Here is a 14713-nt window from a genome sequence, read left to right on the forward strand (position 1 = left end):
GGTATAAAGCGAGTTTTTTAGGGAAAGCCTATGAAAAAGTTCCCTTACATAGTCTTTTATACCATTTACGAAAATTTAAAAATTATCTTCATAAAAGCCGTCTTTAACACCAACCAAGATGACCAAAAATACACCAACATAAAATAAACAAAAAACGCTAACCTCTTACAGTTAGCGTTTTCTTTTATTTATGGCTCAAAGTTGCAAACTTTGCAGTAGCGGGGGATCATTATTCTTTTTTAAGATAAAATTTTTTATTTACAATTCCATTTTTTATAGGAAATAATTTTTTATTCTGTATTTTAAAGCTTAAGGTGTCAGCAGGAAAACCTGTTTCAGATGAATCTAAATAGCAAATTATTTTGTCATTTTCTTTTTTCCATTTACCCTTTGAAAAAATGCTAATCGTATGTATTTCTTTTTTTTCAACAGTATTATCAGTATTAAGTATTATTTGAAAAAAAACACTCTTATCTTTTGAATATTTAGTGTTATATACACCATAAATATTTTTATTACAAGATAATAATAACACTAAAAAAATAATTGTTAAAAAAGACTTCATTTTATTGTGGTTTATATGTTGTTCCATTTATTCTAAAAGCAGCATTATATTTATTAGAAATTGATTGAGGATTTTGTTGAATTTTTGTAGCATCAGGATGATTAGCCGCATTTATTGGACCTGAAGGGATCCTTGAATCATATATTCCCTTTGTTAAAACATCCGCAACAGAAGTTATATTCTCTCTTTGCCCAAATAACGCACCTCTTTTATAAGCATCAACTTCGTCCGATAAATCATAAAACAACATATTTCCACCTTTTAAATACGAACCTCCTTGGTTTTTAGTTAATCCTAAAGAAGTTTGTCCCGTTTCAAATTGATACATATGTTTTAGTTCGTGAGCAAAAAGACCTAAATCAGTTCCTGAAGAAGTTGTTAACTGAACCCTATTATTATCACTATTAAAGGTAGTTTGATTTGTAGTTGTAGAATTACCTAATACATCTCTCTCTGTTCCACCACTATCTGAAACAACATCATAAACCTGACTAGAAGCAGCCAAAGTCGCCGTTTCGCCTCTCGTTGTTTCTAATTCTGCATTATTTGCCTGTAATCTGGCAATTGCATTTCTTGCAGTTTTTTCCGAACCCAAAAATCCATATTTTCCTGATTTTATTTGAGCCTCGTATTTAGCAATGTCTTTATTGTTGCTTGCCTGTCTAGAATTTATATCGGCTATTAGTTTGTTAACCCATTTCCAAGCATCCTCTGTAAATTCATTTCCATCAACATCTAAATACATAATCGGGTTATTTCCTGCATAATGGTAAGGAGACAATGAAAAATATTTTTCAGATTTTCCGTCAATCACGCCCCATCTACCAATATCAGGCATATAGAACCTTGCGCCATAATCATACATTCCTGTCTCAGTCTGGAGTTCTTTGCCGTTGTACTTGTAGTTATAACTCTGGTTTCCAGCTAGATTATTGTATCCTTCGTGTTTTAAACCAAAGGGATAGTAGTTGTTTTCTTCAATGATCTCTGTGCTCGGGTCTATTACACCATTTTTATTGCTGTCTGCATAACTCAATCTTACATTTCCTAAATGGTCTGTGTAATTGTATGTGTATCTATTATTTGCAAAGTCATAATAACCTTCAGCGGTTGGCATAAACTGCAATACAGCATTCTCATACTGAAAACCATCTAAATAGTCAGTTACTTTTGTTCCATATGTTTTCTTTACTTTTACGCCGTCTGCTCTGTAAAGATAACTGGTACTGCTTGTTGTCTGCGTAATTGCATTGGGTAAATTTAAAAAATTATATGATATGGCAGAAATATTTTTATCTAAATTTTTGGACATATTACCATTGGCATCATACGTTATCAGATTGGGCGTAGCAAAATACGGATAGCCACTTGCATTACCTGTAGCATCTACTACTTTGGAGAGTTGGTTACCCGTGTAGTTGTAAGAGAGTTGGTCTATTTTTAGTGCCGTAGTTCCAGATGAAGGTCTGCCATATCTTTGTAAGCTAGTAATGTTACCATTTACATCATAAGTGAGAGATTCATTATAAAAATCAGTTTCCGGATTAGAAGCTAATGGTGTTCTAAAGTTGGCAGATTTTAATCTATTGAGGGCATCATAATCATAGAGGTAGTTTCTCTGTACACCATCTTTAGTTGATTTCCAAAATATTTCTGCTATGTTACCATTGTATTTAGCGGGTGCAAGAGTGAGGTTAGATGATGTGGTGTAATTTATTTTATACCCAAATAAGTCTGTCCCAAGTGTAGCTGGGTCATTAATCTGTGTCATCCAACCACGTATATTGTATGTATAATCTACAGTTTGCAGTGGTGTAGTAGAAGTATTGCCAACTTTTTTATTTTTTAATTGCCCTAGCTCATTGTACTCATTAAATGTAAGGAGTTCGTCATTAGCTGCATTGTTTACGTTGTGCCAATGTTTTACCAATCTATTCTGACCATCATATTCAAATCTTTCTTTGATAACAATTTCTGTATCAGTAGAGAGGCGTTTGTGATAGGTGTAGGTTTTCTGAGGTACACCTGCAAAATCTAACTCTGTCTCTGTTTTGGTATAACCTCCCAGGTAATTATAACTGTGTGTTCCCACCGGTCTTGCCTTTAAATCATAGAAGGTGTAGCTCTTTGTCCAGTTATCAGTATCTATGTTCTTTACAAAACTTGCCAGTGGTAATGATTTAGTACTTCTTTGCTCAGTTGTTTGAAAGGCAGCAGATAAAAGAGTTTCACCTTGGATACTGGTTGGAACAGTGACTAAATCTGCGGGGTATTGATCGTAATAATTAACCGAAAGAAGTGTTGTGAAAGACATAGGATAAGATGTTCCTCCTGTTGGCTCTCCATAATATACTCCCAATCCATTTTGAGTAAAACTAACTGAAGTTTTTCTTTCTACATAATTAAGTGTTGCCGTATTTGCATTTGATTGTTCTAATGTTCTATCTCCTCCTGTAGCAATACCTGTATAAGCAACTCTTCCTAATTTATCATATTTGGTAAATAACCATTGATTATTTGCTCTCATATTAGCATCCTGAGTGGCTACTAATCTATTTTGCTTATCATACACCATATATTCCCAGCCTTTTCCAGGAAGTTTTTTTTCTATCAATCTGTTTTCTCCATCATATTTATATTGATAACATAGATTATTTAAATCTGTAGCGTTTGTGGAACTTATTATTGTTCCCTCACTCAAATTTTTAAAACTTTCAGCTGCTAAAGGTGAGATCACATACGCCAAAAGATTGTAATCATTATATATATAATAAGTATCTATATCGTTTGTTCCATCATTTTTTCTTACTAAAATAGTCTGTCCTAGTCCATTTTTAAATTCTGTAGAAATATTGCCATCTTCATCTGTTACTTTGTTTTTGTATAACAGATTGGATTTGTAATAACCATTGCTTGCATTAATGTCTGTCGTTGGTGCTATAGAAAGACTCCCTGTAAAAGTGCCATAATTAAAACTAGCAATATATTTTCTGACTTCATTATCCTCATTTGCGGTATATTCAAATTTCTGAGTATGAGATGTCCCAATATTCCAATCCGTTCCAGGATGCCCAATTTCAAGCAATCTATCTAGAGGTGATAACTCTAGTTTTTTTTCAGAATATAGTCTAGCTCCAGAAAAATCATTAGTGTAGTAAATAATCTCAGGAGAATTAATGAGTTCTCCATTACTTGATGAAGACTGTGGTAAGGGTAAATAATCTTTTACTTGTCTACCAAAATTATCATATTCTATCGGAGTTACCAAATCGTTACCTAGTGGAGTAGTCTTAATTGCAATGTTTTGTTTTGGTCTTCCCAGACCATCAAAATACTGGATTGTCTTCATCTGTTTTTTGGTATCATCTGAAGTTAAAGTGGGTTCTAAATAAGTTCGGCTATATATATAATTCTCACTAGAACTTATAGTACCTGTTGATCCACTACTCGCTGAAACAATTGAAAAACTCATTTTATAATTGTTCCCATAGTTTCCTACATAGTAAGTAGTTTCACATCCATTACCAGTATTTATAGACCCATTAAAAGAAATGTATACTTCTAAAATGTAATTTGCAGGAGAAAGATTACTTAGATCAATATTTTGAGCTGATTCACTCCATTTTTGATCTCTTGGGTTACTACATTGACCTCCTGAAGGATAACTACTTCCTGAACAATTCTCCTTCCATGGTAATACAATTTGACTAAATACAGGGGATAAAGGTCTTTCATTCTCCTTGTAAATTGTATAATACAAAGTTGCTCCACAAACATTCGCAGAATATTCTTTCCAAGTTTTAATATTGGCTCCTTTTATAGAAAGTTTACCACTATTTTGTGTAAAAGTACCTAAGTTTCCTGTAAAGGAGCTATTTCCAATTAGATTAGAACCGCTTCCTGATAAATTATAATAATTGTCAATTGCGTCTTTTTGTATAAGCACTGCTGATCCAAATTCACCAAATTGAGCATTCATAATTACTACAATAATAAATGTCAATATAAAGCTTAATATTTTTTTGAACTGATTTCTCATATCTTATGTATCTCAAAATTAATTAACAAAATTTAGTTTATAGGGAAAACCAAAGGATAATTAAAAATTGTATTATTAGGAAGGACTCCACTGTGTGATCTTAAAATAATATCACCGTTAGTTTTGATGGTGTAATATATTTGTCCATTATAAGAATTATAATCTGTTAAAGGTGTACATGTTCCCTGTATATTTGCAACTAAAACTCCAGTAGTCCAAGGCAAGTTATTTGAATTCGAGCCTGTATCGAATGAAAGAGTAACTTTATAATAATTATTATTTTGGACGGTAACATATCCTCCTCCAGAAAAATAAAAAGAAATAGGACAATTAAATGGTGTACATATGCTATTAGCATTTGCAGTATTTTGTCCATTATTATCTAATTCATTCTGTGCCATTTGATCCGCAGCTGCTTGACTGGAATAAGAAATATATTTCCCATCAGGAACAATGTAGGTATAAACTCCTCCTATGGCACTAGATCCACAATTATTTCTTGTAAATGTTTGTTTTTTTTGTGTACTCAAGAAAATATCTGACACGGTTAAAGAACTGTAATTATAATCCCATTCCTTGACAATTTTATTATTAGAATCAAGAATTTTTTGTAATCTATTTCTATTGTCATAAACGTAGTTCTCTTTTTGACCAGATGGATGTATTATTGTTTTAAGACCAATTCCTCCTTTAAAATAGGTATATGCTGTAATTTGAAAATCTTTTAAATTGGAATTAGTTCGAAAATCATTAAGTTTAGAAATTAAATCATCATTGTTATAATTTGAAGTTATCATTGCATCATTAGATGTATTAACAATTTCTGAAATATAAGATTTGATTTGACTATAAGTAGCACCTTCAATCTTAGCAATTACACGTGTTTTGTTATATCCCCACACTAATGATACAGGTATATTAGATTGTGTTGTATACTGTAAAATATTTCCAACATCATCATATAAGTCATAACTAACCTTATTAAATTCTTCATTTGAATTTAAATTTATCTGATTATTTTGTGAAGAAGCCAAAATGGTTGTTGATTGATTTAAAATGGGCTTAAAGTCATAACTAGATATCTCTCTGGCTATATTTTTTGCGTTCAAATAAGTGTCTTTTTGTATTACTGAAAGATAACGCTTATCCAATAATGATGTATATATTGAACCACTTTTTTGAAAAGGATAAATAAATGACTCTTTTACAACTTTATCTGATGTAGAAATTGTTTTTGAAGTTAAAAAATTATCCCCAAAATTGTCATTTTTAGCATATTCATAACTTTCAGTTTCTTCGACACTTTTGTTGCCAGAAAAATAATTTGTAACTTTTTTGCTAATGACATCAAAGTCAGAAAAATATATATTATAAGAAGATCCATTAATAATTGGAGCATTAGTAGCGCCAGAACAAGGAGCAATAGAAGTATAACTAAATCCTCTAACGTTTTGGTTATTATTATCTTGATAACTGTAATCCTCTTGTCTAATTTTATTTCCTAGATTGTCAAAATATTGCTTTTGTTTAATTTTACCTCGTTTATATCCATATTCTGTATGAGGATCAAATTTATTTCTATCTTGTGCTATATATGTGTCATTTTTAAAATCTGGATAATCATTAAATGAAGAGTAATGATTAACTATAGTTCCTTTACCATCATCTTCTATTACTGTAGGATATTCAATAGTACTTCCCATTAAATTTGATAAATAAACAATTGGAGAAATATTAAAATATGTTTGATATATAGTTGTACCTCCTACTGTAGTAGGCATTTTATAGTCTGGCATAAAATAATTATTTTTTTGAAGCAAAATACCAGAAGATTTATTTGTCTGCAAATCAGTTACATAATAGAATTTTTTAATTTCAGGTGCACCAACTCCATCATAATTAATTATTGATTTTATTCTAACCCCTCCTATTACTCCGTTTTCTTGTTTAAGCATTAAATCATTCCCAACATACTGAGAGTATGTATGTGGTTCATAAAGAAATTTAGTATATCCTTTTGTGGGATAAGTTATTTTTGATAATGTTCCATATGCTACTGTATTGGGATCAGTTGCTCTAGATGCTTCATGAATTGAAGGATTGTTATAATCTAAAACAAAAGGAGTTGACTTATAGTAACCAAAATGATCAATGTTATTACTCGTGAACAAAGGTAAGGAGTCAAAATTATTGTAATCAAACGAATAAGCCTGTTTATTTTTGCTATCAAAATTATTAATCGTAATTTTATCCAAACGTAATCTAGCATTTACATTGTCATTATAATCAAATGTTGCGGAAAACAATGCGCTTTGATCTGAACTTAAAATATTAATTCCCGTTAATTTTCTCCATTTCAATGCTTCTAAGTATGGATATATATGTAAGTTCCCCCCTGTTACTGATGGTAAAACATTTAAATTTTGGTCTCTCCTTATATAATAAAAATAACTATCATCTAATGAATTCCATAAATGAGATTGTGAACCACTTTGCATATCTTGTCTAAATTTATCGTAAGTCTGAATAATTGGAGTATCATTTGCACCATATTTTAAGGAGTTATTAGTTGTTGAATTAAATAAGATTTGTTTAGATGAATAAGTAGTAATTTTTTTCAAATAGGATGGAATAATTAAATTACCATTGGCATATACATTATTACCATCTGTACTCCCATAAGAACATCCCCCTCCAGCATAATAACCTGTTGTTAAACTCAATTGCTGGAAACCGTTTCTATTATAAAAAGAAGCTAAATAATCTCCTCTTTCATAGTTTAAGTCGTAAACTAATTGATTATATTTATTGTAAACTTTTGTTAAATACCATGCACTAGCGACAATTGGTGTATCAATCTGATTAAAAAAATTTTGAAAAGTCAATTCGATAGAATTTTGATTTACTAAATCTCCAAAAATAAATCTATTACCCTGATCATCAATCATAGTAATTTTTCCCAATACTTTTGGGAAAGGCATATTATTATAATTACCATAAGCTACATAATAATAATTATTTGGTTGTATCTTATCATTAATATCAATAATTACTTTTAGGTTATTAGATGAAGATACCTTCCATTCGCCATCTTGTCCTAAAAAGAATTTACCACTATATCCCATAAAATTAAATGTAAAAACATCTGGCTCATAATCTGGATAAGAGGTTGCATACGTTGCCAAACTTTCTAAATAAGATTTTGAATTCCAATTAGAATTATTTAATGCATCTTTATAATAATAATAACCTTTCCAATCATTTGTATATCCATAGCTAGATGAGTTCCAATTTAATTCATCAGATGCTTTACCTCTTACGGATCTTGTTACAACTCCTCCTGCTTGTAAAGCCCAATTTTGCCCTACCCATCCTGGAACATCATTAACTCTTACTCCTCCAGTATCATAAGACATAGAAATAACCATTGGAATTCCCCCTTCCTCTAATTGATATAAAGGAACACTTACATTTGCCCTTCCTGTATTTAAATCCATTGATAAATCTCCATATTTACCTAATGACGAAGCATTTGGAGACTGTATATTAATTGGCAATTCTCTATTTTGTGCTAGAAACAAAATACTTGTAAAAAATGTCATTAATGTATAAGTGATCTTTCTCATCATTTCTTCACAATTTTATTGGTTATAGATTTGTTTTCTGTTTTGGCGGTTACTACGTACATTCCTTGGGGTAGGTTTGCTGTGTTAAGCTTCGTAACGCTATTCTTCGTTTTCGTCTGATAGGCTAACTTACCTGTCATATCATACACACTTATCGTGGCTTCTTTAAATTCTACGCCTATCTCTACATAGCAATAATCTTCCACTGGATTCGGGTAAATTCTTATCTCTTGCTTTTCTATCAGCTTTTCCAGTTCTTTATCTCCCAGTTTTACTACCTTCCAGTTTTCTTTGCCCAGTTCTTCGGCGCTGGTACCTGCTAATATGTACGTACCATCATTGTTAAGCTTGGCATCTACCAATCGCTCTTCCTGTTTCTTCTCTTTACCTTCTACATATTTCCTCCAAATTTCTTCACCTTTATTATCAATATACAGCATCCAAAACGTTTCGTCTTCTTTTTGAACCTTGCCTTCTGCTTGGGTGTAACCGCCTAATAAGTAACCTTTGGTTTTATTACCTGTAACGTCATTTATTGTATTAAGACTCATCAATACATCTCTATTCTTAAAGTTGTAGCCCTTTTGCCATAATTCATTGCCATTCTCATCTAAAGAGATTACCCATAAATCTGTTCCTTCTTTGATATTGGATTTTTTGTTCCCCGAATTTCCACTTCTGCTTTCACCTGCTATAATATAACCTGCATCTGTGTTGGCTAAAGTTCTGATGTGGTCATCATCTTTACCTCCATAGTTCTTTTGCCATTCTACCTTGCCTTCTTTGTTCAGTTTCACTACCCAAAAATCACCTTCTCCATAGTTTTCTGTCGTTTTAGGTTGGTAGGTGGTAGGAATTAGGTTGGAGGGATTTGATTCTTTAGTTGTTAGTTTTTGGTTATTGGTTGATGATTGGTTATTGGCTAGATTAGTTTCTTCTTTTAGGTCTTCATCAGGACTTGTCTTATTTTCAATTTTCAACTCTCCATTTTCAATTGAAGCGCTTCTGGAATAGATTCCGACTATTGCGCCGCCATCTTTCGTTGGAATAATCTTCTCTACTTCATCTAAGCCTTTACCACCTAAATAAAGTTGATTCAAAACTTTTCCTGTTTTATCGAGTTTAACTAACCATACATCTTTTGAACCAAAACCTTCAGAATTTTGAGTTTGTTTAATCTGTGCATTTCCTGCGATGAAATATCCTAAATCAGTGGTTTGGATTACGGATTTGGCTTCTTCATCTACATTTGTTCCCAATGTCTTTTGCCATTCTTCTTCTCCGCTTTCATTTACTTTAATCACCCAAATATCTGAACCTCCTTTTTGTTTGCCTTTTTTCTGTAAGCCTAATGTAGAATAGCTCGTACCTGCCAATAAAAATCCTCCTTCTTGTGTGGAGGTAGTGGCTGTTAAAAAGTCGTGGTTATTGCCTCCAAAGTATTTGTCCCAAACAATTTGTCCTTGTTGGTTGAGTTTTACAATATGATAATCATAACCATTGTTTTGAACATTGGCAGATGACTGACCGTTGCTGGAGGTTGATTTTGGAGTTTGAATGGTACTTCCTGATAGAAGGTGTTGTCCATCAATTGTAGTAGTGAGCTGGCTTAGAAAATCCTGCGATGCCGACTTGATGTCTTTTTGCCAACGTACTTCTACTTCTTGGGCGCATGCAAGGATTCCTACCAAACCTAGTAGGCTCATGTAGAGTTTCTTCATAGAATATTGTTTATATAGGTAACTTGAGAATTACAAAATAACAGACGTTACTTTAGAACTCCTCATGCTTAATTATTACATTAGTTGATAATGCGTATTTGCGTTTTATGGTTAAAAATATAGTAAAGCAAATGTATCATTTTTTTTAACTCCTGCAAAATTAATTGTTTGTGAATTTTATAAAAAAATTGTTTTTATTACTGAGCTCATCATATTAATCCTGAATATCATTATACTCAGCAATAGGAAGAGGATTTATTACATTTACTCAGAATAGAATAGGGGATAAATTTCACCTATCTAGCAGAAAACCTCGGTAATAGGGTAGTGCAAAAAGTACCCAAAGTTTACAATAAGCGTAGCCGCTAATTGCAAAATTGGGATTTTTGATTTCTTCCTATCGTCAGAAATATCTTGAAAAACTTTTTAAGGACAAATTGAAATTCAATTAAAAACTAAATGCACACAAATTTGTGAAAAGAATTTGTGAGCAAAACTGTCGAAGCAAATGAAAAGAAAGAGGATGGTGAAAAGAGAAAAAAACACATCAATTTTAAAAAAAATCTCCGTAAGATTAACCAAAAAGAATTGAAGATTAATGAATTTATAACCGAAGATTGATAAGATTGTATTTTTTATTTTTTCACCTTGTTACCTCAGGAGAAAGACCTTGTAGAGTCATTGTACCGACGGAAGTTCTCTTAGCACTGTTCTAGATTCTAAAACCAAGGCTCAGATATTTAATTTTTCAAGTAATAATTCCACCAATTCATTACCTGAAAAGTATATTCCAGTTGGTTATTTTTTCTTAGAAGCCCATGTCCATCTTTTGGAAAAAGCAATAGTTTCACTTCTTTTTTTAAACTTGCCAGAGCAAGATACATGGCAACACTTTGATTCCAATTCACATGGTAATCTTCTTTTCCTGCCCAAATCAATAAAGGAGTTTGAATTTTTTCAGCATTGAATACAGGGTTATTTTCATAAAAAACATTTTTCATTTCATAGAAATTACCTGTTAATCTAAAACTTTGGTCTGTCAATCTCCATATATTTGGACGCAAAAAATTGATGTTGTAAGAAAAATAAAAACTTGTTATATCTCCAATAGACACTCCACTTACAGCTGTTTTAAATCTATTGGTTTTTGTGATGATATAATTCGTTTCAAAACCTCCAAAAGATTCTCCTGCTATACCCATTTTGCTTTTATCAATACTGTAATATTTTCCAACTTCTTCTATAGCTTCTTCTACAGCTCTTAAAGCAGATGCCCCAGGCTCATTTTGGGTATAGATAATTCTAGGTAAAATAACAATATAGCCATTCTCTGCCAAAAGACTTCTATTTATCCCTTGCTGATTGTACCAAGATGGATAAACAAAATCTTTATATTCTCTGGCTTTATTCTCGTAAATATGAACAATTGTGGGATATTTTTTTTGAGGATTGTAATGTGGCGGAAGGATAACGGCAGCGTAGTTTTTAAAGTTTTCTTTATCAGAGATTGCTTTATTCCATGTTAAAACTATGGTCTTCGGAAAATTTTCAAAGTGAAAATTTTCTTGATTAGACTGATATAAAATTTCTGCGGTTGCTTTTTTTTGTTTTAAATCACTAGATATCCATTGATATTTTTTTATTTGAAAAGGAGTATTTCCATTTTCAAAAGTATAGCTCATGCCTGTTTCAGACATTGCTATTGTTTCAAAAGAACTTCCTTGAAGAGGCTCTACGCTTTTAAGTTTTCCTTGTGTATAAACCATGAGTCCCTCTTTTAATTCATCTGTCGTTTTTACTCTTAATACTATTTCTTGTTGTGGTAATGTAGGCAAATCATACCATTGGAGCATCTCCACTTTAGAGCTGCCAAACTTCTGTATTTTATATTGAAGATTAGGGTCTTTGTTTTGGGTTATGTTCAGCAATTTCTTTTTTTTAAGGTCATATTCCCATACATTATGAACTCCCGTAAAATAAATTTTTTGTCTATTTTTAGAAAACAAAGGCTTATCTACAGGATATATATTTTTCTTACTTTGTCTGCTGAAAAAATAGAAAGGTTCCTCTGCTTTTTCTGTTATGTTAGAAGTCTTTTGGGTAATACAATGATAGCTCCACCAATGTCCTTGGTCAAAATAATAGATGGTGTTTTCATTTTCTAATACATAAAAATCAGTAGTCTTTTCTATTGCCCATTCTATATTTTGGGTTTTCAAATTTCTAAGTTGTATTTTAGGCATCAAGTGTTCATCTGTAAAATCTTCATTTGCTAAATCTAAAACTTCTAATGTATAGTTATTATTAAAAACAATATATCTTCTGGTTATCCCTTCACCTGCCTTGCTTTCTTTTATCTCTTCATTGCTATAATCATACAAAAGGGCATTAACCTGTGATTTTTTATACCTTTCTATAAGTGGCTTTAGCCCTTTGTCATTGCTATTCCATTCTTCTACTTGCAATGTAGCATCTTCTGAATTAGAAATTGATGCTAGGTCTTTATAAGCCAACTGGGTTGCAAGAAGAGTATGAGGTTTTAAAAATTTAAAACGATTAAAGTTTTTTAGCTTTTCAGTAATATTTTTATTTACTATTTTTTCTCCCGAAGCATTATAGATTTGCAGGATATATTCCTGTCCTTTTTTCCATAAAAATAGACTGTGAATTTCATTTTCAATCTTTTGCTCCCCTTTTGCGAGTAACTGTCCTTGTTGTGTGTGGTTTAATGTTACTTCTTCTTTTTGGGTTTTAAGGTTTACTAGTAGGAGTTGTTCTTTCTGGTGAATCATAAATCTATCTTCAGTATTTAGGCTTTCCAGTTCTTTTATATTTGCATATTTTTTGAAGAGGTGATTCTTTTCATCTAACCAATATAACTCATCCCCTTTTAGTATTAGAAGTGTTTTATTCCCCTTGTGGTATATGTATTTTTTGACGTGAGTTTCTTTCCATTCTTGGCTATTGGACAAATTTCTTACGGTGAGATTTCCAGATGGGTCTCTTAGTATAAAATGTTGATTGTCTAAATAGGCATCAGCAGGATTTGGAAAAACAGCAATAGCTTTATTCATTGTATTTTGCAACAGTCCCTCTGTTCTTCCATCATCATATTTTTTGATAAAATAACTCCACTTCCCATCAGGACTTAAACTTACATTTATCAATTTATGCCAATTTCTATAGGGGAAGGCTTTCTTTTGAAGCTCTTCGGTAGTTACTTTAGTTTGCTCTTGTTGAGCTTTTTGAGCTTTTTGAGCTTGTTGTTCTTGAGCTGTTATTTTTGTCTGTAGAAAAAGGCTCATCAAAACATATACAATATTTCTAATACCCATTATTTTGAGGTTTTAGATTTGGATTGGCTAATAATTCACGTTCGGGTAATGGCAATACTGCCATATAGGTTTTCCAATTGGACTTTAAAGCGCCCATCACGTTATCTAGCTGTCCACTTCTTTTTAAATCAAAAAAACGGTGTCCAAATTCTGTAAAAAACTCATGTCGCCTCTCGTTAAAAATTGCAACTCGTATATCATTTTGCAATGTAGAGCTATATACATTAAGTCCTGCTTTAGTTCTGATGATGTTTAAATTTGCCAACGCTTCAAAGGTGTTCCCGAGTTCATTGTTGCTTTCTGCTAGAATGAGGTAGGCTTCTTCTACTCTTAGTACAATGCTGTATTCTTGTGAGGTAGTGGTTTTATTATTGAGTTTGTATTTGTAGGCATGGCTATAGCTGTTTTGACTATTGCTAAGTGTTTTTATCCATTTTTGTTTCCTTTGGTCGTTAGATTCAAAAGAATTGAGCAAAGATGAACTCAAGGCTACATTTGCCGGAGGAATTGTTGTAAAAGTAAAATATTGTCCTTCCAAAGTATTGATGCCTACATCTGCTGGCATCCACTGTAGAATAGCACTTTTACTGTCTTTTAGAAATGTTTTACTGAGGTCTTGCTCCATTAAATAGAGGGAGTTATTGACCACTTTTGTAGCATATTCTTTGGCATTAGACCAATCTTTTTGATAGAGATAAACTCTTGACAACAATAGCTGTGCGGCGGCTTGGTTGGCTCTTACTCTACTGCTGGAGGGATAGTTTGCTGGAAGCTGTTGTTCTGCTTGCTTGAGGTCGGATATAACTTTGGTGTACACTTCTGTGATGGGTATTCTTTCTGCAAGTTGATTATCTTGGTAATGGGTGGTTTCTATATATGGAATTTCTCCATAGAGATTTACCAAATAAAAATGTAAAAGAGCTCTTATAAAATAAGCTTCGCCACTGATTTGATTAGAGGTGTTTTCATCTAAATAATCATGGCTTTCTTCTATACCTTCTATAATATTGTTTACTGCATAAATCTGTTTATAGGCATTAACCCACATTGCATCTACAACACTGGTGTTTTGTTGTACATTGAGTTCATAAAAAGTTCTATAATCTAACGCTTGATTGGTATATGATGTAATTTCGTCAGTATAGCATCCCAACAGGTTATTAATACCATATAAGTCACCTTTCAGCATGCCATTGGCTCGCAAGTTGGTATAGACATCTAATAAAGCTGAAAGGGCTAGTTTTTTATCTTTAAATACGGTTGTTTGAGAGATTTGGTTGGTAGGTTCACTTACTTCTAAAAATTTCTCACAACTCTGCGGCAAGATGCTAAGGTGTGCCAAAAGCATTCCTGCGGCAATAATAGGCAATCTTTGTTTAAAAGAATAAGGATTTTTTATTTCATTTTCTGTATTGATTCTTTTCATG

6 protein-coding genes are annotated in these 14713 nt (G+C 32.1%); all 6 read right to left on the bottom strand.

The annotated features are described in order from the left end of the window. Positions 1-229: 229 nt before the first annotated feature. The 6 genes from QM746_RS09225 to QM746_RS09250 all read right to left on the bottom strand — a co-directional run bounded on the left by QM746_RS09225 (position 230) and on the right by QM746_RS09250 (position 14712). Positions 230-565, bottom strand: a complete 336-nt coding sequence (locus QM746_RS09225) for a hypothetical protein (protein ID WP_414983952.1) — start codon at positions 563-565, stop codon at positions 230-232. A gap of 1 nt (position 566) precedes the next feature. Next, entirely contained in the window at positions 567-4544 is a 3978-nt protein-coding gene (locus QM746_RS09230; protein WP_414983953.1) for a DUF6443 domain-containing protein, read from the bottom strand. 92 nt (positions 4545-4636) lie between these two features. Next, positions 4637-8233, bottom strand: coding sequence for a DUF5977 domain-containing protein (locus QM746_RS09235; protein WP_414983954.1), 3597 nt, complete (start codon positions 8231-8233; stop codon positions 4637-4639). Next, positions 8230-9951 carry a T9SS type A sorting domain-containing protein gene (locus tag QM746_RS09240; protein ID WP_414983955.1) on the bottom strand — a complete coding sequence of 574 codons (1722 nt, stop codon included), beginning with the start codon at positions 9949-9951 and terminating at the stop codon, positions 8230-8232. Before QM746_RS09240 ends, QM746_RS09235 begins: the two co-directional genes overlap by 4 nt. Positions 9952-10691: 740 nt before the next feature. Further along, positions 10692-13286, bottom strand: coding sequence for an alpha/beta hydrolase family protein (locus QM746_RS09245; RefSeq protein ID WP_414983956.1), 2595 nt, complete (start codon positions 13284-13286; stop codon positions 10692-10694). Then, entirely contained in the window at positions 13276-14712 is a 1437-nt protein-coding gene (locus QM746_RS09250; RefSeq protein ID WP_414983957.1) for a RagB/SusD family nutrient uptake outer membrane protein, read from the bottom strand. The genes QM746_RS09245 and QM746_RS09250 overlap by 11 nt, the downstream gene beginning before the upstream one ends. Between the last annotated feature and the right edge of the window lies 1 nt (position 14713).

Source organism: Cloacibacterium sp. (genome assembly GCF_047601505.1).
Taxonomy (GTDB): Bacteria; Bacteroidota; Bacteroidia; order Flavobacteriales; family Weeksellaceae; genus Cloacibacterium.